Raw genomic sequence first — 24176 nt, forward strand, 5'->3', positions numbered from 1 at the left:
TTTAGTGTTGATTTTATATGGGCATTAAATCAGTCGTTTTATGTATACTAGATGGTTGGGGAAATGGAGTAGAAAACAGTAAATACAATGCTATTAGCAACGCAAATCCACCCTGTTGGCAATATATTAGCTCTAATTATCCAAAATGCAGTTTATCCGCCTGTGGAACTGATGTGGGGTTACCTGGTGGTCAAATAGGTAACTCAGAAGTTGGCCATATGAATATTGGCAGTGGTAGAGTGGTAATACAAAGCCTTCAGCGCATTAATCAAGAGATTGGAACAATAGAAAACAATGTAAATCTACAAAGTTTTATTAGTAATCTAAAAAGTAAGAACGGAGTATGCCATATAATGGGATTAGTGTCAGATGGCGGTGTTCATTCGCATCAAAAGCATATTTCAACTTTAGCAAATAAAATATCACAGCATGGAATCAAAGTGGTGATACATGCATTTTTAGATGGCAGAGACACATTGCCAAATTCAGGAAAAAAATGCATTCAAGAATTTATAAAGAGTATAAAGGGAAATGACATAAGAATTGCTACTGTTTCTGGGCGTTACTATGCTATGGACCGTGATAACAGGTGGGAGAGAACAATTGAAGCTTATGAGGCTATCGCATTTGCAAAGGCACCTCGTCATGATAATGCAGTATCGTTGATTGATGAAAATTATCAAAATAACATAACTGATGAGTTTATCAGGCCCGCAGTAATAGGTGACTATCAAGGTATAAAACCAGAAGATGGAGTGCTGTTGGCTAACTTTCGTGCTGATCGAATGATACAATTAGCAAGTATTTTGCTTGGCAAAACAGATTACGCTAAGGTAGCAAAATTCTCTTCAATTCTAAGCATGATGAAATATAAAAAAGATCTTCAGATCCCTTATATTTTTCCTCCTACTTCTTTCGCTGATACTCTAGGACAAACAATAGAAGACAATAAATTGCAACAATTACGTATCGCCGAAACCGAGAAATACGCTCATGTGACTTTCTTTTTCAATTGTGGAAAAGAAGAACCTTTCTCTGGTGAAGAAAGAATACTCATTCCCTCACCAAAAGTTCAAACTTATGATTTGCAGCCCGAAATGTCAGCCTTCGAGCTCACAGAAAAGCTTGTAGAAAAAATTCACTCCCAAGAATTCGCACTGATAGTTGTAAATTACGCTAATCCTGATATGGTAGGGCATACAGGTAATATAAAAGCAGCCGAGAAAGCTGTGCTAGCTGTAGATGATTGTCTTGCAAAAGTGCTGAGTGCTGTTAAAAAGTCAAGCAACACCGCGTTAATTGTCACTGCAGACCATGGTAATGTGGAATGTATGTTCGATGAAGAAAATAATACACCTCATACAGCACACACTCTAAATAAAGTGCCATTTATTGTGTCTTGCAATAATCTAAAACTAAGAGACGGAAGGTTATCTGACATTGCCCCTACTATTTTACAGCTACTTGGAATTAAAAAACCAAACGAAATGACAGGCAGTTCGTTGATTTCTTGCATTACCCTCTGTCATTCCAGCTAGGCAGCGTTATGCACCGGAATGACATCAAATAGATGTGTTTTAACTTAATCCAACTTTTAAATTTTTCGCTGTTAGTACTAATGATTCATTAAAGAAGCTGTCAATATCACCAATACTATCTATATTTTTTGTACTGATAGATTGGTCAATTCTTTTGACCAAATTAGATAAAACTTTATTAGGGCCAATTTCAACAAATTTGTTAATGCCACGGCTTGACATATACAAAACCATTTCTCTCCATTTCACTCTGCTTACAACTTGCTTGGCGAGTAAAGTTTTTATAACTTTGGGATCACTCTCCTCTTTAGCTGTAACATTTGATATCAAAGGAACTATAGGACGGGTTATTTTAATACCCTTCAAAAACTCCAAAACTTTTTCATCAGCAGGTTTCATAAGAGATGAATGAAAAGGCCCACTAACCTGTAATTTAATTAGTTTCCTCACACTCGAGTTTTTGAATAAATCGGGTAACATTTCAAGAGCTTCTCTAGTGCCACTTATAACCACTTGTCCGCCACCGTTATCGTTTGCAATTTCACAAATTCCGTCAATTTGAACTGATTTCAATATATCTTCCACTTCATTTATCTCTGCTCCAAGCAACGCAACCATTCCGCCTTTACATTTCAGTGAAGCTTCATGCATTGCTTCGCTGCGAACTTTCAGCAGCTTGATTGCAGACTCAAGCGTTAACGCTCCTGCAGCACACAGCGCTGTATATTCGCCAACTGAATGCCCACAAACATATTTAACATTGTGATCAGTGAAAAGAGATTTGCCAAACACATGCTCCATAACACGTAGCATTGCAATTGATACTGCCATTATAGCTGGCTGAGCGTTTTCTGTAATGGTTAATTCTTCAATAGGACCGTTGAAGATTAAATGAGACAGCTTTCTATCCAATATGCTATCTACTTCATTAAATACTTGTCTTGCAACAGAAAACTCACTATATAAGCTCTTTCCCATTCCTACAAACTGAGAGCCCTGACCGGGGAAAGCAAAAATCATGATAGTTATTATTTATTCCTTATTAAATATACTACTTTATTTATTTTTTGTCAATATTTTAGAATAATGATTGACTTAGTGAATTAAGTTCACTAGAATATTAACTGACTAAAAGTTTATAAACAACAATGAATTATCATAAAATTATTATAGTTATGACAGACGGTCAAGAGTTTGAAACTCGTTCCACTTATGGAAAGGAGGGAGATAGGGTAAAACTTGATAGAGATCCTCTTACTCACCCTGCATGGACTGGAAGTTTGACAAGCGGGTTAGCAAGTAAAACTAGCAAATTAGCTAAGTTTAACGATAAATATGGAAGCATTTTCTAATTCTCCTCCTCTTTAAGTTTTAGAGAGTTTACTGAAGCATGCATAAATACAAAAATATAGGCTATGTTGCTTCTCCATCACCAAAATCGCAGGAAGTATCTAAACTATTAAAGAAACTTAATTTTATCAATATAACAGAAGAAAATAAGTCCGAAATTGATCTACTGATAGTTGTTGGCGGTGATGGCTTTATGCTGCGTACCTTGCATAATTACGTTATAGAAAATAAAAACATGCATGTGTATGGGATAAACACTGGCAATGTTGGGTTTTTGATGAATAAATGCTTTAGCTGCAGTGAAGATTTAATTGATCATATAGAGCATGCAACTTCAACTCAGTTAACTTTGCTAAAAATGGAAGCAACAGACACAAGTGGCAAGAGATATCATTACATAGCAGTAAACGAAGTATACGTTTTTAGAAAAGCGAACCAAATAGTAGAGATGAATATTACTATCAACGATAAGCTAAAAGTAGAGAAATTTAGAGGGGACGGAGTAATATTATCTACCCCCACAGGCAGCACTGCATACAACTTCTCTGCCGGTGGCCCAATCTTGCCGCTAAATTCAAATTTACTTGCATTAACCTCTATCAATAGCTATTACCCAAGGCATTGGAATGGAGCGTTAATATCAAACGATACAATCGTACAAATTGACATTAACGACACAAAAAACCGTCCAGCACTTGTAGTATCAGATTACAAAGAATTTCATGATATATCACAGATAAAAATACAAAAAGACCATGAGAACACAATCACTTTGCTTTTTGACAAAGATTACCCTCTGAATGAAAGAATCTTTGATAGACAATTTCTATACTAATAATTATCCGTAAATTGGTATTTACTATATCTTAATAACTATAGCGTAATCAATGCAGCATAGTAATTAATTTTGGAGTGAATATGCCTGGACCAGTAAATGAAGAACAAACAGTAACATTAATTTCTTCCACATCAATAAGTGAAGATGGCGAGATAACACCAGGAATTTTACCAATACCAGCACTTAGGACAAGTACTCCGAAAAAAAGTGATGAAGAAATAAATCCACCATCGCCTGGAGAGTCAGATAATGAGGAAGTGGATCCTACTTATGCATCTGTAAATCGACAAAAAGATGGTGATGGAGCACCACCGATTTTGCCAAAAGCTCCAGGTTTACAAGACAAAGAAGACAAAAATTTGTTTGGTCTTAGTACTGAAGTACTACCTCCTTCCCTAGAAGAAACAAAAGGTGAGACTCATGATTGGGTATCACAAACAGCAAGTTTAGGTTTAGGAGGATTATCTGGTAATGGATCAGAAGAACATATTTATGCAGCTATAGACCCAAATACAAAATCTTCGAAAAAGAGTTTAGACAGTGGAATAGGTGGTCAAAACTCAAAAGATGATTTAGGTGCGTCTTCAAATACTTTACCATCGTATAAAAGCAAAGATGACTCTGAAGAGTCTTTGTCACTAAATTCTGATATAGGTAGCACAACAAATAAAAAAACAAACAGATTCTTGCCAAGAGCAAAGTATGCCATGCAGCAGAAGGGTTTTATAATTTTTGGTGCAAGTGCTATTATACTCAGTATATCTGCAGCTTTATTATATTTACAAGATAAAGCAAAATTTATTGCATTTTTTACAAACAGCCCAAAATATATCACTATACCAGTTATCGCACTTGCTGCATTGCTTGCAATTGGTCCAATATTTTTTGCAACAAGGCAATTTATAGATACTGAAGAACATTCCATTCAAAAAAAAGATGCGGATAAAATTTTAGCTGAGGTGTTGGAGCACCAGCCAAAAGATAAAGCTATAAAATCTGTAAGACTGGAATATAGCAATGGCACTCATTCAAATTTTGTACTTAATGCTTGGGAAGCTAAACAAGGCTTCACTAACATTGACGAAAAAGTAATTACTAGAACTAATAAAATCAGTAATTAACGACAGACCAATATTTACTGCATTATTTACTGGTGTAGTTGCTGCAAATATAGCGTTTCCTCTAGGGCTACTTGCAACACATGGTGTTAATGGTGTACAAAAATTTTACCAAAACCCTTTGACTAATAACATAGGATTATCATTACTTATAGGTTCTGGTATACTTGCATTACTCATTGTGGGTTTTGGCATACATTATTATAGAAAAACAAATTGCACTAACCTTATATATTCTGAAGAAGAGATTGATCCTAAAGATGTTAATGGGAAATTCATTGAGGAAATAAAACGAGAAAGAACAAATGTTCTTGGGGAAAATCACAGTAAAGACGCTAAACGCAGCAGCTTAACGCTTGAGCAAGTTGTGGTTCAATCTCATAATTGTAAGGATATTGTTTATAGTGTCGGTTAATAAAATGCATGATATAGCTAGTGCAGCCCTACGTCATACCGCTGCAGACCGTCATACCGCGATTCATTCGCGGTATCTCTTAGCATAGATCCCGCTAACAGGTAGCGGGATGACGGTTGTCAGGCTAGCTGTCATCCAAGTAGCTCGACTACTTGGATCCAGGAAAAAGAATGGTGTCATGAAAGTAGCTGACACTGATTCCTTTATGATGGTGTCATCCCAGTGCCCAGACACTGGGATCCAGGAAACTTAATTGCAAGTAATGCATTGGATTTGGTGAGTATGGGTTTTGCGTTATAGAATGAAGCACTTTTGGTGAATTTATAAAGAAAGCTGGATCCCAGTGTCAAGCACTGGGATGACAAGGTATAAACCTTATCGTCATGCCGCCGCGAACCGTCATACCGCGATTCATTCGCGGGATCTCTTAGCCGCTAACAAGAGATCCCGCTAACAAGCAGCGGGATGACGAATTACTATGCCGCCGCGAACCGTCATACCGCGATTCATTCGCGGTATCTCAGCCGCTAACAAGAGATCCCGCTAACAAGTAGCGGGATGACGGTTGTCGTTCAGCCACAAACATTAAGAAATTTACCAAATGAAAAAAAAGGCAAAAGAAGCCCCGTGGTTATTATCCGCTTTAAAATATTGGCGTTTTTTATGTTTTAAACGCTTGACAAGCGAAATTCAGCTGCTTTTAATTGCAACTAACTTACGCTGCAAACGTTTAAGAAATTTACTAAGCAGAAAAAAAGACAAAGAATCCCCGAGTTAGCTAGTCTTTTACTATCTCTGTCGAGTATTGGCATTTTTTGATGTCTTGTAACGCTTTATAAGCGCGTTCAGCTTATTTAGATAAAAATCTAGATGTAGATGAAGTTTTGTAAAGACATACAGTATCTATATACTGCAAAAAATTGAACATAAGACGCCGATACATTAAGTAATCCTTACCTTTTAATCTGCAGATTGGCGAAAGCAAATACAATAGCTTCACTTTCATGATAAGGGGGCTAGCGGAGTTTGTCAAGGGATTTTTGACGAAATGATTTTGAAAGTAAAGAGCGGGAGAAGGGGTTCGAACCCTCGACTTCAACCTTGGCAAGGTTGCGCTCTACCAACTGAGCTACTCCCGCAATTAAATTAACCTAAATTTACTTAATTATAGGCATATACAGCAATTTGTAAACCCCCGTGTACACGAAAAATGTGAGAGCCCATAAATTTGCGTGGTTCCTTCTATGATCTTTTCGTATACTTAAGGCTTATTTTTGATTATCATAAGTTTTTAATTATTCCACAAAGCTTTATGGGAATATTTTTATATAAAGACGACTTGCCAGCTAGTTCAATACCAGATGATATAAGGTCTATAGCTGTTGATACCGAGGCAATGGGGCTACTTCATAGCAGAGATAGATTATGCCTTGTGCAGCTCTCTTTTAATGATGGCAACGCTCACTTAGTTCAACTCAAGAACGATTATACAGCACCAAATTTGAGAAAAATATTAGAGGATAAAAATATAACTAAAATATTTCACTTCGCGCGATTTGATGTGAGCATAATACGTTATTACTTGGAAACTTGGGCACTTCCGTGCTATTGCACAAAGATAGCTTCACGTTTAGTTCGCACTTACACAGATAATCATAGCTTAAAAGAGTTATGCTTAGAGCTGCTTGATACCAAACTAAATAAGCAGCAGCAATCTTCTGATTGGGGAAATGAAAATTTAACAGACAAACAAAAAAGTTATGCTGCATCTGATGTTTTGTATCTCCACAGGATAAAGGAAAAGCTAGACTTAATGCTGGAACGTGAAAATAGAAAAGAATTGGCCCAAAAGTGCTTTGAATTTCTTCCTACTCGTATTGAGTTAGACTTAATGGGTTGGGAAAACGTGGATATCTTTAACCACCAGATGTAATAGAAGTTTTTTGTTTGTGCAAAACACTTTAGGGCAATTTTTCAAGCTCTGCGGTAAGAATTTAGTTGATTAACTGCTAATAGATACGCTATATTTTACAAAAATTTAGGTATTTTATGAGTGATGATATTACATCGGTAAATGATCAAAATTTCAAATCTGAAGTCACTGACTATAAAGGGTTCGTGCTGGTAGATTTTTGGGCAGAATGGTGTGGGCCATGCAAAAGTCTAATGCCACGTATAGAACAATTGGCTAAGGATAGAAAAGGCAAGATTAAGATCTGCAAATTCGACATAGATGAAGGGACTGAAGTGCCAAGTAAGTATGGAGTGCAATCTATACCCACTTTAATCATATTTCAAGATGGTAAGGAAATTGCACGCAAAATTGGTGCAACAAATGATTTGTCAAGTTGGGTTGATAGTGAAATAAGCTAATAGACAAATTTGCTTTTGTGTGTATTATAAATATTGATAAAAGGGATTGTAGCTCAGTCGGTTAGAGCAGTTCGCTCATAACGAATTGGCCGTAGGTTCGAGTCCTACCAATCCCACCATTGTATTGATCTTAGCATGATCGTAACAATGAGAAAACTATAGTATATGAACTATATATTAATGTAATGGGGGAAATGATGGAATTTACTAAGTCTCTAAATAACAAGTTAGATGAATTGCACTTACTAAATCATCCATTTTACCAGTCATGGAATACAGGAAGCTTAAGCTTGCAAGCTTTACAAACCTATGCTAAAGAATATTATCATCACGTTGCTGCGTTTCCTCGTTACATCAGTGGTATACATTTTTTGTGCCCAGATCTAAAAATGCGACAGGTTTTACTTGGTAATTTAATAGAAGAGGAACAAGGTGATGAAAATCATCCAGAATTATGGCAACGTTTTGCTGAAGGGCTTGGCGTTGCGCGATCTGATCTTCGTGAAAGTGCACAGATTAAAGAGACACAGGAGTTAGTTGATGGTTACTTTGATATTGTAAGATCAGGTTTTGCGGCAGGTCTTGGAGCCTTGTACGCTTACGAACGTCAAACTCCAGAGGTTTCCAAGTCTAAAATTGAAGGTTTAAAAAAACACTATTCAATAAGTGATGAGCGTTCTCTTCAATTTTTTACGGTCCATATGCATGCTGATGAATGGCATTCTGAGGAATGTGCAAATCTTATTGAAGATCTAGATGAAAAAGAGCAAGATAAAGTTATGCAGGGTGCTCAAAAGGGAGCAAGGCTCTTGTGGGGTTTTCTTGATGGAATGATGAATGCTAGCGTGTGTTAGTAGTTGTAAGTAGCTTAAACTCAGTGATGTTGGAATGCAATGTCTGCATGTAATCTTCTTATATCTGACTTACGGCTTTGGGTTCATTTAGGCTATAGTGCAGAAGAGAAGTATCATTCTCAATTAGTTAGTGTTAATATTGATTTTACCTTTAAATCCCCCCCTTTAGGACTTACAACTGACCGGCTTGAGGATACTATATGCTACTTGGAGGTAGTTCAGAGTATTCAATCTCTCGTTCAAAGCAAGCAATTCAACTTAATCGAGCATTTAACTCATGATATATACAGGACCATTAATAACCTTGTGATGCAAAAAAAGCTTATTATTTCTTCTATAGGCGTAACTATTCACAAAGTTGCACCACCTGTCCCCAGTGTGCATGGAGGTGTTTTCTTTACTTATCGTAATGCGTTGCAAGAATGATTTACATTTCTGTTGGCTCAAATATAGGAAATCGCTTTTCCCATTTACAAAAGGCTGCTCAGTTACTGCAGGAGCGCTATTTTAAAAATTTAAAATCTTCAATTATTCTGGAGACTAAGGCTATTTTACCAAATGATGCTCCACCTGAATGGGACAAGCCATTTCTAAATATGGTTGTGTATGGAAGTTGTTCTTCTTCTCCTGAAGAGCTGTTAAAGGGCCTTAAACAAATTGAGTGTGACATTGGCCGCTCGCAGGTCTATGAAAAATGGGCACCTCGCGTTATTGATTTGGATATTTTGTTATGGGATAACCTGACACTTGATACATCCTACCTTAAGATTCCTCACCCAGAATTGATAAACAGACCATTTTTGCTTCACTTGATGGCAATGCTGAGTCCCATGGCAGTAGTTAACAAAACGTTTGGTACTATTAACCCTAACATTAAGGATTGCTTTTTAAGGAGTTTTACGCTTTCACCAGAGCTTGTAGGTATTGTTAATATTACTCCTGATTCATTTTCAGATGGTGGTCTTTATTATGATGCAGATCAAGCAACCAAGCAAGCACTGCAACTGGTATCAGACGGTGCAAGTATAGTTGATCTTGGTGCTCAATCAACAAGACCTGGCTCCTCAATACAAACTCCAAAAGCAGAATATGCACGCTTAAAACCAGTGCTTGATAATCTCAATCAGTATATGAAAGTTGGTGATATTAAAGTCAGCATTGATAGTTTCTGGCCAGACGTTATTTTAAATGTTTTGGAACACTACAACATTGCCTGGATAAACAATCAGAAGGGAGATCTAGATGATAATACCTTAAAAGCAGTTGCTAGTAATGGTTGCAGCATCGTTATTATGCATTCACTTTCAATACCACCACATAGAGACAACATTATTCCAGACGACACTGACCCAATTGATATCATAAATAATTGGGCAGAGAAGAGCATTAGCAGGTTACTTACCCTAGGTTTTGATCAAAGCTCGATAATTATTGATCCTGGTATTGGTTTTGGAAAATCTCTATATCAGAATATCTGGCTTTTATGCAATATAGAAGCATTGCAAAGTTTTGGCTGCAAAGTTCTGGTTGGCCATTCTAGAAAGTCATTTATTTCTTCTTTTTCTACAGAACCTGTCTTTAACCGAGATTTAGAAACAATTGCTTTATCATCTGCATTGCACAACAAGGTTGATTTCCTTCGAGTGCATAATGTGCGTGATCACATGCGATTTTTTGTAGCTCAAGCTGCTTTACAGGGATGCTAGTTATCGGAATTATGGCTGTTGATCCCAAGGGGGTAATTGGAATAAATAATGGATTGCCCTGGCATTATCCAAGTGAGTTAGATCATTTTCGTCAGGTGACTGACAAACAAGTTATTGTTATGGGAAGAAAGACATTTGAAACTATGTCTCAAAACATATTAAAGGATCGTATCCCTGTTGTTTTTTCTCGTGACAAATTAAATTCTTGTTTTAACAGAGGAGTAAAATGCACTATTATTTCTTCTATGCAAGAGTTTTTGTCAATCCAAAGTAATTCTAAAGTCTTCATGATTGGTGGAGCACAAATAGCGCATCTTTTTTTGGAGTATGATCTAATCTCAGAATTTATCATAACAGAAATTCACAAACCCTATAAAGGTGATGTATATTTCAACTTAACACTTCTTAGTGGATGGAATAAAACTATTCTCACCAAAACAAAAGATTATACTATATGCAAGCTAACACGTTAATATGCATATTGAAGCAATTTATACCCACCGCATTGAATATGGAGAAGTATTAGAGCAGGTTCTTGATCGCTATGTTTCAGAGCTGCTAAGAGAGGAAGTTGTTCTTGCTATCACATCAAAAATCATTTCAATTTGTCAAAAACAAGTGGTTTGCAAAACTGCTTGTTCTAAAGAAGAGCTAATCAAAAGAGAAGCTGATGCAATTGTTGATGTAGACCATAATTCTTACGGCATCTATTTAACAATCAAAGACAATATCTTAATTCCATCTGCTGGTATTGATGAATCAAATGGTAATGAAATGTATATTTTATACCCAAAGGATGTTCAGAAAACAGCTCTATCAATATGGAACTATCTCAAGACAAAACACTGCATAAAACATCTTGGTATTTTGATTACAGATAGTAACATAACACCTATGCGCCTTGGGGTTACGGGCGTTGCTCTTGGTTGGTGTGGATTTGAACCATTTTATTCCTATATAGGCAAGCCAGATCTTTATGATCAACCACTGCAAGTAACACAAGTCAATCTTCTTGATGCGCTGGCAACGTCTGCTGTTTTAGTTATGGGAGAAGGGGCGGAGCAAACACCAATGGCAATAATTAGTGGCGCACCAAAGATTCACTTTCTTACTCGTCCGCCAACTACAGAAGAAGAAAAAAGTGTGAAGATATCTATGGAAGAGGACCTTTACTCTCCTCTCCTCATGAGAGCCCGTTGGTTAAAGAGGAACTTAAAAATTTGCTATTAGACTTCTTGCATAACCATACAACATTGGGAATAGAAACAAAAAACTTACTTGACAAACTCCGCCAGCCCTCTTATCATGATAGTGAAGCTATTGTATTTGCTTTCGCCAATCTGCAGATTAAAAGGTAAGGATTACTTAATGTATCGGCGTCTTATGTTCAATTTTTTGCAGTATATAGATACTGTATGTCTTTACAAAACTTCATCTACATCTAGATTTTTATCTAAATAAGCTGAACGCGCTTATAAAGCGTTACAAGACATCAAAAAATGCCAATACTCGACAGAGATAGTAAAAGACTAGCTAACTCGGGGATTCTTTGTCTTTTTTTCTGCTTAGTAAACTTCTTAAACATTTGCAGCGTAAGTTAGTTGCAATTAAAAGCAGCTTAATCTTGCTTGTCAAGCGTTTAAAACATAAAAAACGCCAATATTTTAAAGCGGATAATAACCCCAGGGCTTCTTTTGCCTTTTTTTTCATTTGGTAAATTTCTTAACGTTTGTAGCTAAACGACAACCGTCATCCCGCTACGTGTTAGCGGCTAAGAGATACCGCGGCGGTATGACGGTTTGCGGCGGCATGACCTCGTCATTCCCCTACGTGTTAGCGGGATCTAGAGATACCGTGACGGTATGACGGTTCGCGCGGTGGCATGACCTCGTCATCCCGCTACGTGTTAGCGGGATCTATGCTTTGAAATACCGCGAATGAATCGCGGTATGACGGTTCGCGGCGGCGTGACGATAAGCTCGTCATCCCGCTACTTGTTAGCGGGATCTAGAGATACCGCGAATGAATCGCGGTATGACATAGGGAACCCTTTCTTGGGTTAGCTATAGATTTACTTCGCATATTCAGCTAATTTTTATTACAATTACAACAAAATAATTTTGGCTTTGATGAAAACTGTATATGTATGTCAATCCTGTGGTCACAGCACTGGTAGGTGGGTAGGGAAGTGCATCGCATGTGACAATTGGGATACAATTGTTGAGGAAATAGCAGTAAAAACGGGCAAAAGAAGTATATCTGCACCAATTTTAATAAAGACGTTATCGGGTAGCGAAATTATCACTCCAAGTCGTTTTTTAACAGGAATAGAAGAATTAGATAGAGTTTTTGGTGGGGGTATCGTTCAAGGTGCTAGCATTTTAATTGGTGGCGAACCTGGAATTGGGAAATCCACCCTTTTGCTTAGAATTGCAGCTAATGTTGTGCAACTTTCCTCTTTTGAATGTCTTTATGTATCTGGCGAGGAATCTTTAGAGCAAGTGAGTCTCAGAGCAAAGCGTCTTAAGATAAATGAACCTAAAATTAAGCTTTTATCTACAGTGTCTTTAACTGATGTAGTAGCAACAATAAAGGAAAATAAAAGTATTAAATTTTTAGTAATTGACTCTATACAAACAATGTATGATAGCAGAATTACATCAGCACCAGGAACTGTAACTCAGGTCCGCACTTGCGCACATGAATTAACCATTCTTGCGAAACAATATGGTATTTCTCTTTTAATAGTTGGTCATATAACTAAGGATGGACAAATAGCTGGACCTAAAACTTTGGAGCATATGGTGGATACGGTATTATATTTTGAAGGTGAAAATAGCAATCAATACCGCATTTTACGTACTATTAAAAATAGATTTGGCCCTGCAAATGAAATTGGTGTTTTTGAGATGTCTGAAGCAGGACTTGTGCCTGTTGATAACCCATCATCATTGTTTCTGATGGCCCATGACAGAGAAGTAGTTGGCAGCGCCGTATTTGTAGGAATTGAAGGTTCAAGACCAATTTTAATGGAAGTGCAAGCATTAATAGCAGGGACTAATATGGCAACCCCAAGAAGGGCAGTAGTTGGGTGGGATATTAATCGATTGGCTATGATCATCGCGGTGCTAAATGCTCGTTGCAAAATGTTTTTGCATGATAAAGAGGTATACCTAAACATTGCAGGGGGACTCAAAATACAGGAACCATCGGCTGATCTTGCTGTTGCTGCTTCCCTTATTTCAAGTGTAGTAAATTTACCGCTGCCAACTTCTTCAATAATCTGCGGTGAAGTTGCACTTTCAGGAGAAATTAGGAATGTCTCGCATGCTGATCTCAGACTAAAAGAAGCACAAAAGTTAGGATTCAAAAAAGCAATTATGCCTAAAAATGGTAATTACTCTTCTCACGATATTGAGATAATTAAGCTTGGTCACGTAAGGGAATTAAGAGAAATTTTTAATTACAATTAAATAACGCTTCAGCAAATTCTTTGCTAGTAAACTCCCTTAAGTCCTCTATATTTTCGCCAATTCCTATAGCATGTAACTTTATCTTATAAGCTTCTGCAAGTCCAATTACCACTCCGCCCTTAGCAGTGCCATCTAACTTTGTTACGATTAGCCCGGTAACATTAACCATTTTGCTAAATGCTTCTAATTGGCTATAAGCATTTTGGCCGGTAGTTGCATCAAGAACTAAAATAACGTCATGAGGGGCAGTATCATCCAATTTCTTTATCGTTCTATATATTTTTGATAACTCCTCCATAAGGTTCACATTATTTTGCAGCCTTCCTGCTGTGTCAATTAGAACAACATCAATGTTATCTTTTATAGCTTGACTTACAGCTCTATATGCCACACTTGCAGAGTCGCTACCGTACTCTCCAGTAACAATTAAGCAATCAGAACGTTCTGCCCAAATGTTTAATTGTTCACTAGCAGCAGCTCTAAATGTGTCGCATGCAACAAGCATAACGGATTTTCCCATTTCCTTATATTTATATGCGAGCTTACCTATAGTCGTGGTTTTACCATTACCGTTTACTCCGCATACCATTATTATATGTGGTTTTTTATTTAAAATTAACGGCTGTACAACTGGGCTCAATATAGCTTCTATTTCGTTCATTAACTGCTGCGAGATAATGTTATGTTCAACTTCCTTGTCAAATTTGATGCTTGTGAGCCTATCGATAATCAACTTGGAAGTTTTATGACCAATGTCCATGCTAATTAGCAATTCTTCTAATTCATCTAAAAGCGACTGATCTAATTTTTTTTTGCCAGAAAAAATACTTTTCACCCCGTCGCTAAAGCGAGAAGAAGTTTTTAACAGGCCCTGATAAAGGTTACTAAACAAACTCAAGGGATACTCCTTTTTAAATTATAAACTTAATTACAATATAAAGAATGACATGCACTACGTGAATTTGTAAAGTAAAATACACTCAAAAACTACAATTTTACCTTACAAAAATTACACTTTTTGAGTGTATTTTACTTTAGTTTTTAACCTAAATATGTTATAATGTAGAATAGCGGTTCACAGGTAATTTTATGAGTTATAATGAGAAAATTTTAGATCATTACGAAAATCCGAGGAATGTTGGCTCTCTGGATAAAAATGATCCAAATGTTGGTACTGGCCTAGTTGGTGCACCATCGTGCGGTGATGTAATGAAATTGCAGATAAAGGTCAATGACAAAGGTGTTATTGAAGATGCAAAATTTAAAACTTTTGGTTGTGGTTCTGCCATTGCTTCAAGTTCCTTGTTAACAGAGATGATAAAAGGAAAAGCTATTGAAGATGTAACACAGATAAAGAATACTCAAATAGTGGAAGAGTTGTCTTTGCCGCCAGTGAAGATACACTGCTCGGTGCTTGCTGAAGATGCTATAAAGGCTGCTATTCATGATTATCAAAGTAAACAAAATAAAGGTGGACATTGAGAACTAAAGCATGAGTGAATATCAAGGAGTAAACGCTATAAAGAAAGATAAAAAACTTATTACTATAACTGCGGAAGCAGTAGAAAGGATAAGGTATTTATTGGACCAAAAGAAGCATACTAACCTTGAGAAACCGGAAGAAGCAATAGGAATAAGAGTGCTAATTAAGCAAAAAGGATGTTCTGGTTTAAAATATGACATTGAATATGCATATGATACTCGTCCTTTAGAGTCGATAATTGAGGAAAACTGTAGTGATGGCCAAAAAGTTAAAGTGTTGATCGACCCAAAATCCGTCATGTTTATTCTTGGCTCTGAAATGGATTATGTAGAAGAAAAATTTTCATCGGGTTTTGTTTTCAAAAATCCTAATGAGAAAGGAAAATGTGGTTGTGGAGAGAGTTTTCATGTCTAGCAGCTATTTTACATTGTTTGAAATTGAACCAACTTTCAATATCAGCTTTGATGAGTTAGAGAAAAAATATATTGAGCTAAGCAAGACTGATATAAATGAAAGACAGTCCAAAAACATGGAAAATATCAACAAAGCTTATCAAGTGCTAAAGTCACCACTAGAACGTGCTGAGCATTTGTTGAATCTTTTTGGTGTGGGAAGCCAAAAGGACCACTTAAATTCTGAAATATTAAGTGAATCAATGGAAATAAGAGAGTACTTACTAGACTGCGACGATCTACAATTTGCAAGCAGGATGATTGATGAAAAAATAAAAGATTGCGTTAAAAACCTAATTAACACTTTTGCTGTAAAGAATTTTGATGAAGCCGCTACACAAGTCTTAAGATTGAAATATTTATATAAGTCATTTGAGGAGGTGAAAAAGAATGCAACCAATTCAAATTTCTGAACCAAATTCAAGTGAAGTAGTTTTTGGTATAGACCTTGGCACCACCAATTCTTTGATTGCTATGGTAAATAAAGCTGGCAACGTGGAGATATTTAAAGATGAACAAGGAAGAGAACTGCTGCCTTCTGCTCTTTCATATGAAAATAATACATTGAAAACTGGCTACGATGTCGGTCAAAATGCAATCTACTCAATAAAGCGTTTAATGGGTAAAAGTGTTGAAGAATTAAATAAAGAAGGCGTCAATTTTGAAATAGATCATGAAAGCGAAAAAGTTATTAGAATAAAATGCGCAGAGGAAAAGTATCTTACTCCTATTGAGATTTCTGCTGAGATATTAAAAGCTTTATGTGAGAGGGTAAAAAAGTCTAAGGGACTGGAAGTAAAAAAAGCAGTGATTACTGTGCCAGCTTACTTTGACGATTCAGCACGTAACGCAACTAAATATGCGGCAAAATTAGCTGGCATAGAAGTTCTTCGCCTCGTTAACGAGCCAACCGCTGCAGCGCTTTCTTACTCCATTGAAAAGAACAATAGCAGTGGAATATATGCAGTGTATGACCTTGGTGGCGGAACGTTCGATATTTCGATATTGAAATTGCACCAAGGAGTGTTTCAAGTCCTTGCGGTTGGTGGTGACACCAACCTCGGCGGCGATGATTTTGATCATTTGCTTAACCTTATTGTGCTTGATAAGTATAGAGAAAAGGTAGGTTTAAACAAAGAATGCTCTAGTGTCATCCCAGTCTGGGATCCAGAAAGTTTGATTACAAATGAACACACCAGAAAGTTATATAATAAGAACTGGATTCCAGTGTCAGCTACTTGCATGACAACACTTATTGAATCATGTATTGTAAAAGAATACCTGAGCGAAAACACCGTAGGCACTTTTGAATTCAATATTAACGGTGAATTATTTGAATGCGAAATTACCAGAGAAGAATTTGAACATGCAATCAGTTCTTTGGTCAATAGGACTATCAATATAGTCACTCGTACTATAAGTGATATAGATCTTAAAATTGACGATATAAGAGGAGTAATTTTAGTTGGTGGTGCAACTAGAACACCATTGGTTCAAAATTCACTAGTTAAACTCTTTGGAAATAAAGTACTAAATGACGTGGATCCGGATAAAGCAGTTGCCATTGGGGCAGCTCTGCAGGCTCATGATTTAATTTCGAGCTCAAAAGATAGGAATATTCTCCTGGATGTTCTACCTTTATCACTTGGCATAGAAACTATGGGAGGCATAGTTGAAAAAATCATACCAAGAAATACGCCACTACCAGTTTCAGAAACAAAAGAGTTTACAACTTATATTGATGGGCAAACAGCAATGAAAATTCATGTTTGTCAGGGAGAACGTGAAATGATAGAGGATAACAAATCTCTAGCGCAGTTTGAACTAAAAGGTATACCGCCACTACCTGCAGGTTCTGCAAGAGTTGAAATAGAATTCACAGTTAACGTTGACGGAATCTTGACTGTTACTGCAAGAGAAAAAACCACCAGAATCGAGCAGACAGTTGAAGTAAATTCAAGTTTTGGCTTGAGTGAAGCTGATATTCAAAATATGGTTGACCAGTCAATAAACAGCTTTGACGAGGATATGAAGGCTCGTTCCCTTGCAGGCGCTAAAATTAATGGAAATAAACTCATACACTTGGTTGAAAACAATAATAACCTTTCCACTGATCAAAAGTTGAAAAACCTATTACAAAATGCAAAAAACGCTTTACAAGGCAATGACTTGAATGAAATTAACAACACTATCGCCGAGTTAGAAAATTCTTCTTTAGAGTTGTGTGAATTAACAAATAGGTAGAAAAAGCTTACACAACCTTGTGCAATACCCTATTTAATCTCAAAGCAACAGGTAACCTGAAATTAAATGGTAACCAATCGACCTTTCCTAATTTAAATGATAAACCAACTATGCTTACACGCCCAATGATATTTTCCATTGGTACAAAACCAACTTCAGGAAACCTACTATCTAAAGAATTATTTCTATTGTCTCCCATAACGAAAAATTGATCGTTAGGTACATAATAAACCGGAGTGTTATATGATAGCTTATTAGAAATGTCATCTACCAAAATCTCATGTTCCTTGCCACTTAAAAGCGTTTCTATATATCTTGGTATGTTACGATTTGACTCATAATCAACAAAACTTTCAATTTGCCTTCGCTCTACTTTCTGATCATTTAGGTATAATTCTCCCTCTATCATTTGCACTTTGTCACCTGGTGTTCCTATTACTCGCTTAACAAACCTGATGCTGTCATTTCTTGTGGGTTTGAAAACTACTATGTCGCCACGCTTTGGAGGGGTATAAAAAATCCTGCCGCTAAAAATGTTTGGAGAAAATGGAAAGGAGTGTTTACTGTAACCGTATGAATATTTACTAGTAAAAATGTAATCCCCTTCAAGTAGGGTGCTTTTCATTGAACCAGAAGGTATATGAAATGGCTCGAATAAAAAACTACGTATTGATAGCGCAATCAACAGTAAAAAAAACAATGAAGATAAAAATCTTCCCGTTCTTATCACCCAGTTTTTGCTTAGTTCTTCCAACTTTTCCAACTTTGTTTTTCTTATAGATTAAGCTTATTATAATACATAAATTAAAAAATGGTAATATGAAATTTTACTTGTGAATGTTATTCCTCTATTCAAAACAATTTTGAAAAGGCGGTTCATTTCTTTCAACGGTATCATCCAAGTAGCGTGACACATAACTGTACGAACATTGCAATTTGCAGGTGGCAGATGAAAGTAGCTGATGCACATCTGTACGAACATTTGCTTTTGTTAAGGTAATATGGTGTTATGAAAGTAGCTGACACTGGAATGGCTTTGTTGCATCGCTACTTATGAAAGGCTAACTATAGTTAGGATTATAAGCAACCTATTGAAAATCTTGTTTTTTTGCAATCAATCTGATCAAATTTAAGAATAGTAATTTGTTATTTATATTAATAAATTTAATTCTATTGAAAATAGCTAAAGCATTGAAATTCTTGAATTTTAGCCGGATTGGTAAATGGTAGTGAAATTTCTTTTACTCAAATTTAGGTATTCATTGACCGTTCTTGTTATAAATACCAGAATAATAAGCTACTGATATTCCCTATCTTTTTTATCTTTAATCCATCATAGCTAGCGATGCAACAAAGCCCACTGGAATCCAGGTTGTAACCGTTCACGGATTGTGAGAATGAATAAAGAACTAAGCAGTCGTAACTTTTGGAAGGGATTTTGGCCATTGAGACGTGATGTCAAAAATATCGACAACATTCTTTCCACAAATCTTTCTCCATGTTCCGACCAGGTGAAAAAGCTGTTTTTACGATAGCCGTCTAATTTGCCGTTCTGCAAGGTTGTTGATTGACTTCAGGCTTTCGTAAAAACTTCCACACCATATCCTCGGCCTTAACATCTTAATGGCCATTCTCAAACCATTTACAAGCCTTGTCATTTCATGCCCCCCCTTTTTGCATTAGTTGTGTAGCATCTTTTAATATTAGCAAGGCCTATAATAGTGCAACACTGCCTTACGTATTGCCAATCCAAATTCTACTTGCTGTAAAATAACACAATCTGCTACATCGCTGCTAATCTCAATCCCTCTGTTTATTGGCCCTGGGTGCATAACAATCGCATCTGGTTTTGCGTATGATAGCTTTTGTGAATCAAGTCCATACAAATAAAAATATTCTTTCTCTGAAGAACTATTATTCATGCGCTCTTTCTGCAATCTCAAAAGCATAATTACGTCAGCATCCTTTATACCTTCAATTAATGAATAATGGACTGAATCTACTTCAGGAAAATGCTTACAAATCAAAGTTGGTGGTGCGACCAAGTTTATCTCTGCTCCAAACATTTTTAGCAATCTTATATTTGATCTTGCAACTCTACTGTGCAGAATATCTCCACATATCACAACTTTGAGGTCCTTTATTTGCTTTTTGTGATTGCTGATTACAAGATAGTCTGCAAGAGCTTGAGTTGGATGTTCACTACTTCCATCGCCTGCATTGATTAGCGAGCAGTTAACATACTTTGCCAGTGTATTAATGATACCACTACTTTTATGCCTGATTATTATGTAATCAGGATTCATTGCATTTAATGTTTTGATCATGTCTTTTAGATCTTCTCCCTTGTTAATAGAAGAAGATCTTATTGGCAAAGTTACAACATTTGCTCCAAGGCTTTTTGCTGCTATTTCAAAAGACGCAAGTGTACGCGTTGAATCTTCAAAGAATAAATTTATTACTGTCTTATTTTCCAAGATATGACTATTTGCAACTTCTTTTTTAAGGTACTGGTTGGCCAACTTAGTTATATTTTCTACATCATCGACTGTAAGGTCTGAGATGTTTAACAAATTCCTTCTCTTGTTCATAGTTTCCTTTTCAACTACTTGAACCTATTCTACTTTCTTATTACCTTTTTTCAATAGACTTCTTGTGCAGCAATTGTTTTGGTGAAAGAACGGAAAAAGATAGTAAAGTCAAAATTAAGTTAGAAGGAAGAAAAAGTTCAGCGAGTCAAGAGTAAGGTATATTAGCATAAATCTTTCATCCCAATGTTTAGTGGCGCTGGGGATTACTTCCACTTACACTCATCCGCTATCATAACAGCCTCAAAAAGATGCTTCTCAAGTTCACTTAGAGGCAAATCACTTTGTGAATAATTTCCCCAAGATTTTAGTATATCGGAAGTTTCAACGCCTTCAATAATAGGATATTCTTGGTTTTTTTTAGCGTATAACTCTTGAGCCTGCTTGCTTACTAAAAATTCCAATAAGACTATAGCATTTTCCCTGTTTTTTGCGTTTTTTGTTACTGCTGCACCACTGATGTTTACCATTACACCGTGATCGTTGCGATTAGGAAAAAAAGCCCCTAGCTTGTCTGCAACATTCTTTTTATTTTCTGATAAAAGAATTCTCGCAAAGTAGTAGCTGTTTACTATTGCAACATCTCCCTCACCCGCTGCTACGGCGTAAATTTGATCAGTATCACCACCACTTGGTTTTCTTGCCATATTGCTCACAATTCCGCTTACCCATTCTTTCGTCTTTTCAAAACCATTATTTGCAATCATAAAAGCAATTAACGATCTGTTATATGGACTTGTAGAAGAACGCACTAATATTTTTCCTTTCCATTTTTCATTTGCTAAATCTTCATAAGTACTTAAGTCCTTAGGGTCTACTGACTCTTTATTGTAAACCAATATCCTAGCTCTTTTTGTAAGACCAAACCAATAATCTTCACTGTCTCTAAATCTTGCAGGTATAACACTTTTTAAAACCTCTGAATCTACTTGAGATAAAAGTCCTCTTTTTTTTGCTAGAATTAAGTTGATTGCATCAGCAGTCAAAAATAAGTCAGCTTCACCACCGTTTTCCATTCGTGAAAGTAGCTGAGAATAATCATCAATGATGTAACGTACTTTAATACCTGTATTTTTCGTGAATTCATCAAACAAAGTACGTACTAATTCTTCTTTGCGCGATGAATAAACATTTACCACTTGTGAGTCATTAGTTCCGTCGTTTCTGTATAAATAAGTAATAACTATCAATATAATTGCTATTAAGGATGTGAATATAAAGGCTTTTTTCATATTGGATAAAAAATAACTTCTTTCAGTTAAAGTTACCAAGATGGTACAACTTTAGCAAGTGTAAAGTTCGTTAGATAAATCATAAAAACTTCCTTGACAAGCTTCGCCAGTCCCCTTATCATGAAACTGAAGCTATTTATTTATCTTCTCTGTACAGATTAAATGACAAAAAAACTCACGTATCTGGCGTCCCATGTTTAATTTTTTGCACTATGTGCATCTTATGTCTTTATCAAATTTCTAGGTTTTTACCTATACAAGCTGAAATACGCTTATAAAGCATTTAAAACATCAAAAAACGCCAACTTAAAAAATGGATAGTGAATAATTAGCTACCCTAGGGTTTCTTTTGCCTTTTTTTCTGTTTAGTAAATTTCTTAATGTTTATAATTTAGATTAGTTGCGGCTTAAAAGCAACTAAATCGCGGTTATTAAGCGTTTAGAATAAAAAAACGCCATACTTGAAAGTATAATGTAAGTAATTAGCCAACCACGGGGCTTCTTTTGCCTTTTTTTTCGTTTGGTAAATTTCTTAATATTTATAGCTAAACAACAACCGTCATCCCGCTGCTTGTTAGCGGGATCTATGTTAAGGTATGACGGTTCATGGTGGCATGACGATAAGCTCGTCATCCCGCTACGTGTTAGCGGGATCTAGAGATACCGCGAATGAATCGCGGTATGACGTAGAAGGATGATATCATCCCAGTGCTTGACACTGGGATCCAGTTTTCCATATAATCTCATCGAAAATGTTGTAACCACTTTCTATGCTAGTTTGCTTGCTCACAAGCAAACTTTCCTGGATCCAAGTAGTCAAGGCACTGGGATGACACCCTTTTGGATGGAAAGCTACTTGCATGACATCATCATAAAGTAAACCAGTGTCAGCTACTCGGATGACACCCTCTTGGATGGAGACCAGTGTCAGCTACTTTCATAACAAGAAGAGGGTACTGGAATGACAAAGTGGAGGGTCTGCTTCTGTCATCCTATGATAGCTAAAAAGACCTGGATTCCAGCGTCACGCGCTGGAATGACATTGTAGGGTGTTATCCGAGTCCTTTTTTTCGTCATCCGAGGACCGTATGACGTCATCCAAGTAGCGTGACTACTTGGATCTAGCGCTGAATTACCAATCCGCAGAAATTGGAACATCTGCTTCGCCTGGAATCTCAAATCGCGGTTGTGACATTACTTCCCTTACAGCATTTTGAAATCCTGTATCACTAGCATTGACATTCATTGCAACGCTTGTTTTGAAATTGTCATTGCTTGTGAGTCTAGTAAATATTGCATCCTCTGATGGAATTAGCCCTCTACTGTTTAAGAACTGTTTTGCTGTTTGTTCAGTTCCAACATTATACTCTGCTTTATCTGTGCTAGCTATGGCGTCCCCCAATTTATCCACTAAAATTGATTTGTCGCCGTCTTGTGCAGGAAGTATAGCTTCCGCGAAAGCTTTCTTGTTTGCTGCATCTGTAAGGTTAGAAGCATCGATTTTAGCAAACGTAGTATCTGTAACAGTTTTAGTATAAACTTCATCAGCTGGAGCAGCTTTAATATATACCTTATTTGTAAAATCAGAAGAAGCAGTTATAGCATCCACGACCTCTTTTTCTGCAGCTTTTGTTTTAAGCTCTGTAGCTTTAACAACTTTATCAGTGAGTTTGTCTAACATAGCATTTACACCAGCATCAGTTACGTTGTCACCAGCAACATTAACTTTGGTAGTGAGATCAGAAACTTTAGCAACTTTCTCGTTTGCTGAGAGCTTATCTAACATAGCTTTCACACCAGCTTCAGTTGCATTATCACCAAGAACGTTAACTTTAGTAATGAGATCTGGAACTTTAACAACTTTATCAGTGAGTTTGCCTAACATAGCATTTACACCAGCTTCCTCTACATTAGAACCATCAATTTTAGCAACTACGTTATCTCCAGTAAGTCTGTCTAGCATAGCATTTACGCCATCTTCAGTTGCATTGTCACCGTTAGCTTTAACAACTTGGTTATTTCCTTTAAGTGTGCCTAGCATAGCAGTTACACCAGCTTCAGTTGCATTGTCACCGTTAGCTTTAACAACTTGGTTATTTCCTCTAAGTGTGCCTAGCATAGCAGTTACACCAGCTTCAGTTGCATTGGAACCATCAGTTTTAACAAATGCAGTATTTGCAGCAGTTTTAGTATAAACACCACTATTACCAACACCTGCTGCGAGCTTTTCTACTAAAGCATTTATAAAAGCACCGTCGTCTATGAGCTCTTGTTCTGTCTTAGCATTCAATTGATCACCTAACGCCATATCACACTCTCCGTTAATTATAAAAACCATAGCATGCATGAAAAAAGTATAATTTTCGTTAATGCTAGATTTTACATAAGTTTTTTTTGAGGTTTGTCGTTTCAGAATTCTTCTCTTGCTATCCCAGTCCCCTCTCCTGTCATCCGAGTAGCTGACACTGGGATCCAGTTTTCCATATAATCTCATCAAAAATGTTGTAACCAC

The 24176-nt window shown here is 36.6% G+C and carries 24 protein-coding genes, 2 tRNA genes and 1 pseudogene; 18 read left to right on the plus strand and 9 right to left on the minus strand.

The features are described 5' to 3' along the window. Positions 1 to 17: 17 nt before the first annotated feature. Entirely contained in the window at positions 18 to 1538 is a 1521-nt protein-coding gene (gene gpmI / locus OOK89_RS05560; RefSeq protein ID WP_264718926.1) for a 2,3-bisphosphoglycerate-independent phosphoglycerate mutase, read from the plus strand. A 39-nt stretch (positions 1539 to 1577) separates the two neighbouring features. On the opposite strand, the gene fabD is transcribed toward gpmI, so the two are convergent. Beyond that, positions 1578 to 2558 (minus strand): ACP S-malonyltransferase, encoded by a 981-nt coding sequence (gene fabD / locus OOK89_RS05565; RefSeq protein WP_155969147.1) that lies wholly within the window; start codon positions 2556 to 2558, stop codon positions 1578 to 1580. 128 nt (positions 2559 to 2686) lie between these two features. On the opposite strand from fabD, the gene rpmE reads away from it, so the two are divergent. The 4 genes and pseudogenes from rpmE to OOK89_RS05585 all read left to right on the plus strand — a co-directional run bounded on the left by rpmE (position 2687) and on the right by OOK89_RS05585 (position 5512). Beyond that, positions 2687 to 2890 carry a 50S ribosomal protein L31 gene (gene rpmE / locus OOK89_RS05570; protein WP_007548602.1) on the plus strand — a complete coding sequence of 68 codons (204 nt, stop codon included), beginning with the start codon at positions 2687 to 2689 and terminating at the stop codon, positions 2888 to 2890. A 38-nt stretch (positions 2891 to 2928) separates the two neighbouring features. Next, entirely contained in the window at positions 2929 to 3723 is a 795-nt protein-coding gene (locus OOK89_RS05575) for an NAD kinase (RefSeq protein WP_006280584.1), read from the plus strand. A gap of 83 nt (positions 3724 to 3806) precedes the next feature. Continuing rightward, positions 3807 to 5259 (plus strand): annotated as a pseudogene (locus OOK89_RS05580) (hypothetical protein). A 109-nt stretch (positions 5260 to 5368) separates the two neighbouring features. Beyond that, entirely contained in the window at positions 5369 to 5512 is a 144-nt protein-coding gene (locus OOK89_RS05585; protein WP_153801319.1) for a hypothetical protein, read from the plus strand. Between the two features lie 813 nt (positions 5513 to 6325). Here OOK89_RS05585 and OOK89_RS05595 read toward each other — a convergent pair. Beyond that, positions 6326 to 6398: transfer RNA gene (locus OOK89_RS05595), tRNA-Gly, on the minus strand. Between the two features lie 173 nt (positions 6399 to 6571). Here OOK89_RS05595 and OOK89_RS05600 point away from each other — a divergent pair. The 9 genes from OOK89_RS05600 (at position 6572) to radA (ending at position 13665) form a co-directional block, all read left to right on the plus strand. Continuing rightward, positions 6572 to 7192: a ribonuclease D gene (locus OOK89_RS05600; RefSeq protein WP_010962900.1), complete on the plus strand. Its 621-nt coding sequence runs from the start codon at positions 6572 to 6574 to the stop codon at positions 7190 to 7192. Between the two features lie 116 nt (positions 7193 to 7308). After that, the gene (gene trxA, locus OOK89_RS05605) at positions 7309 to 7632 is read left to right on the plus strand and encodes a thioredoxin (RefSeq protein WP_007548839.1); all 324 of its coding nucleotides are present in this window, start codon (positions 7309 to 7311) and stop codon (positions 7630 to 7632) included. Positions 7633 to 7674: 42 nt separating this feature from the next. Further along, positions 7675 to 7751, plus strand: a tRNA-Ile gene (locus OOK89_RS05610). Positions 7752 to 7829: 78 nt separating this feature from the next. Continuing rightward, positions 7830 to 8486 (plus strand): CADD family putative folate metabolism protein, encoded by a 657-nt coding sequence (locus OOK89_RS05615; RefSeq protein WP_155969607.1) that lies wholly within the window; start codon positions 7830 to 7832, stop codon positions 8484 to 8486. Positions 8487 to 8525: 39 nt separating this feature from the next. After that, complete coding sequence (locus tag OOK89_RS05620) at positions 8526 to 8912, plus strand: dihydroneopterin aldolase (RefSeq protein WP_007548841.1); 387 nt, start codon at positions 8526 to 8528, stop codon at positions 8910 to 8912. After that, on the plus strand, positions 8909 to 10192 hold the full coding sequence (gene folP, locus OOK89_RS05625; protein ID WP_264718927.1) for a dihydropteroate synthase: 1284 nt from the start codon (positions 8909 to 8911) through the stop codon (positions 10190 to 10192). Before OOK89_RS05620 ends, folP begins: the two co-directional genes overlap by 4 nt. Further along, positions 10186 to 10665, plus strand: a complete 480-nt coding sequence (locus tag OOK89_RS05630; protein ID WP_264718928.1) for a dihydrofolate reductase — start codon at positions 10186 to 10188, stop codon at positions 10663 to 10665. Before folP ends, OOK89_RS05630 begins: the two co-directional genes overlap by 7 nt. Before the next feature lies 1 nt (position 10666). Next, positions 10667 to 11422 (plus strand): putative folate metabolism gamma-glutamate ligase, encoded by a 756-nt coding sequence (locus tag OOK89_RS05635; protein WP_264718929.1) that lies wholly within the window; start codon positions 10667 to 10669, stop codon positions 11420 to 11422. A gap of 899 nt (positions 11423 to 12321) precedes the next feature. Next, positions 12322 to 13665 (plus strand): DNA repair protein RadA, encoded by a 1344-nt coding sequence (gene radA / locus OOK89_RS05640; RefSeq protein ID WP_264718930.1) that lies wholly within the window; start codon positions 12322 to 12324, stop codon positions 13663 to 13665. Here radA and ftsY read toward each other — a convergent pair. Continuing rightward, positions 13652 to 14563: a signal recognition particle-docking protein FtsY gene (gene ftsY / locus OOK89_RS05645; protein WP_264718931.1), complete on the minus strand. Its 912-nt coding sequence runs from the start codon at positions 14561 to 14563 to the stop codon at positions 13652 to 13654. The genes radA and ftsY overlap by 14 nt on opposite strands. A 191-nt stretch (positions 14564 to 14754) precedes the next feature. Between ftsY and iscU the strand changes: the two genes are divergently transcribed. From iscU to OOK89_RS05665, 4 genes are read left to right on the plus strand one after another with little or no spacing between them, the layout of a single operon-like run. Further along, entirely contained in the window at positions 14755 to 15147 is a 393-nt protein-coding gene (gene iscU / locus OOK89_RS05650; RefSeq protein WP_182319561.1) for a Fe-S cluster assembly scaffold IscU, read from the plus strand. 10 nt (positions 15148 to 15157) lie between these two features. Then, positions 15158 to 15562: a HesB/IscA family protein gene (locus OOK89_RS05655; RefSeq protein WP_264718932.1), complete on the plus strand. Its 405-nt coding sequence runs from the start codon at positions 15158 to 15160 to the stop codon at positions 15560 to 15562. Then, positions 15555 to 16013: an iron-sulfur cluster co-chaperone HscB C-terminal domain-containing protein gene (locus tag OOK89_RS05660; RefSeq protein WP_319606935.1), complete on the plus strand. Its 459-nt coding sequence runs from the start codon at positions 15555 to 15557 to the stop codon at positions 16011 to 16013. Before OOK89_RS05655 ends, OOK89_RS05660 begins: the two co-directional genes overlap by 8 nt. Beyond that, a complete protein-coding gene (locus tag OOK89_RS05665; protein ID WP_264718935.1) occupies positions 15991 to 17844 on the plus strand; it encodes an Hsp70 family protein in 1854 nt (617 codons plus the stop codon). The genes OOK89_RS05660 and OOK89_RS05665 overlap by 23 nt, the downstream gene beginning before the upstream one ends. Positions 17845 to 17851: 7 nt before the next feature. On the opposite strand, the gene lepB is transcribed toward OOK89_RS05665, so the two are convergent. The 6 genes from lepB to OOK89_RS06540 all read right to left on the minus strand — a co-directional run bounded on the left by lepB (position 17852) and on the right by OOK89_RS06540 (position 24158). After that, the gene (gene lepB / locus OOK89_RS05670; protein WP_264719328.1) at positions 17852 to 18598 is read right to left on the minus strand and encodes a signal peptidase I; all 747 of its coding nucleotides are present in this window, start codon (positions 18596 to 18598) and stop codon (positions 17852 to 17854) included. A 772-nt stretch (positions 18599 to 19370) separates the two neighbouring features. After that, positions 19371 to 19502 carry a hypothetical protein gene (locus OOK89_RS05675; RefSeq protein ID WP_255317428.1) on the minus strand — a complete coding sequence of 44 codons (132 nt, stop codon included), beginning with the start codon at positions 19500 to 19502 and terminating at the stop codon, positions 19371 to 19373. A 45-nt stretch (positions 19503 to 19547) separates the two neighbouring features. After that, the gene (locus OOK89_RS05680; RefSeq protein WP_006280416.1) at positions 19548 to 20435 is read right to left on the minus strand and encodes an aspartate carbamoyltransferase catalytic subunit; all 888 of its coding nucleotides are present in this window, start codon (positions 20433 to 20435) and stop codon (positions 19548 to 19550) included. Positions 20436 to 20638: 203 nt separating this feature from the next. Next, positions 20639 to 21664, minus strand: coding sequence for an extracellular solute-binding protein (locus OOK89_RS05685; RefSeq protein WP_095866589.1), 1026 nt, complete (start codon positions 21662 to 21664; stop codon positions 20639 to 20641). A gap of 700 nt (positions 21665 to 22364) precedes the next feature. Continuing rightward, positions 22365 to 22526: a hypothetical protein gene (locus tag OOK89_RS05690; protein WP_264718938.1), complete on the minus strand. Its 162-nt coding sequence runs from the start codon at positions 22524 to 22526 to the stop codon at positions 22365 to 22367. Positions 22527 to 22796: 270 nt separating this feature from the next. Continuing rightward, positions 22797 to 24158 (minus strand): leucine-rich repeat domain-containing protein, encoded by a 1362-nt coding sequence (locus tag OOK89_RS06540; protein WP_264718939.1) that lies wholly within the window; start codon positions 24156 to 24158, stop codon positions 22797 to 22799. Positions 24159 to 24176: the final 18 nt, after the last annotated feature.

The organism is Wolbachia endosymbiont (group A) of Lasioglossum morio (assembly GCF_947250585.1).
Taxonomy (GTDB): Bacteria; Pseudomonadota; Alphaproteobacteria; order Rickettsiales; family Anaplasmataceae; genus Wolbachia; species Wolbachia pipientis.

Excerpts from the sequence above, each read along its gene's own strand:
- OOK89_RS05600 (WP_010962900.1), top strand. The coding sequence starts at position 6,572 with ATGGGAATATTTTTATATAAAGACGACTTGCCAGCTAGTTCAATACCA.
- OOK89_RS06540 (WP_264718939.1), bottom strand. The coding sequence starts at position 24,158 with ATGAGATTATATGGAAAACTGGATCCCAGTGTCAGCTACTCGGATGAC.
- OOK89_RS05675 (WP_255317428.1), bottom strand. The coding sequence starts at position 19,502 with ATGACAAGGCTTGTAAATGGTTTGAGAATGGCCATTAAGATGTTAAGG.
- rpmE (WP_007548602.1), top strand. The coding sequence starts at position 2,687 with ATGAATTATCATAAAATTATTATAGTTATGACAGACGGTCAAGAGTTT.
- OOK89_RS05630 (WP_264718928.1), top strand. The coding sequence starts at position 10,186 with ATGCTAGTTATCGGAATTATGGCTGTTGATCCCAAGGGGGTAATTGGA.
- radA (WP_264718930.1), top strand. The coding sequence starts at position 12,322 with ATGAAAACTGTATATGTATGTCAATCCTGTGGTCACAGCACTGGTAGG.
- fabD (WP_155969147.1), bottom strand. The coding sequence starts at position 2,558 with ATGATTTTTGCTTTCCCCGGTCAGGGCTCTCAGTTTGTAGGAATGGGA.
- OOK89_RS05690 (WP_264718938.1), bottom strand. The coding sequence starts at position 22,526 with ATGCAAGTAGCTTTCCATCCAAAAGGGTGTCATCCCAGTGCCTTGACT.
- OOK89_RS05615 (WP_155969607.1), top strand. The coding sequence starts at position 7,830 with ATGGAATTTACTAAGTCTCTAAATAACAAGTTAGATGAATTGCACTTA.
- OOK89_RS05685 (WP_095866589.1), bottom strand. The coding sequence starts at position 21,664 with ATGAAAAAAGCCTTTATATTCACATCCTTAATAGCAATTATATTGATA.
- OOK89_RS05585 (WP_153801319.1), top strand. The coding sequence starts at position 5,369 with ATGACGGTTGTCAGGCTAGCTGTCATCCAAGTAGCTCGACTACTTGGA.
- OOK89_RS05575 (WP_006280584.1), top strand. The coding sequence starts at position 2,929 with ATGCATAAATACAAAAATATAGGCTATGTTGCTTCTCCATCACCAAAA.
- gpmI (WP_264718926.1), top strand. The coding sequence starts at position 18 with ATGGGCATTAAATCAGTCGTTTTATGTATACTAGATGGTTGGGGAAAT.
- OOK89_RS05660 (WP_319606935.1), top strand. The coding sequence starts at position 15,555 with ATGTCTAGCAGCTATTTTACATTGTTTGAAATTGAACCAACTTTCAAT.
- OOK89_RS05635 (WP_264718929.1), top strand. The coding sequence starts at position 10,667 with ATGCATATTGAAGCAATTTATACCCACCGCATTGAATATGGAGAAGTA.
- folP (WP_264718927.1), top strand. The coding sequence starts at position 8,909 with ATGATTTACATTTCTGTTGGCTCAAATATAGGAAATCGCTTTTCCCAT.
- trxA (WP_007548839.1), top strand. The coding sequence starts at position 7,309 with ATGAGTGATGATATTACATCGGTAAATGATCAAAATTTCAAATCTGAA.
- OOK89_RS05620 (WP_007548841.1), top strand. The coding sequence starts at position 8,526 with ATGTCTGCATGTAATCTTCTTATATCTGACTTACGGCTTTGGGTTCAT.
- OOK89_RS05680 (WP_006280416.1), bottom strand. The coding sequence starts at position 20,435 with ATGAACAAGAGAAGGAATTTGTTAAACATCTCAGACCTTACAGTCGAT.
- iscU (WP_182319561.1), top strand. The coding sequence starts at position 14,755 with ATGAGTTATAATGAGAAAATTTTAGATCATTACGAAAATCCGAGGAAT.
- OOK89_RS05655 (WP_264718932.1), top strand. The coding sequence starts at position 15,158 with ATGAGTGAATATCAAGGAGTAAACGCTATAAAGAAAGATAAAAAACTT.
- OOK89_RS05665 (WP_264718935.1), top strand. The coding sequence starts at position 15,991 with ATGCAACCAATTCAAATTTCTGAACCAAATTCAAGTGAAGTAGTTTTT.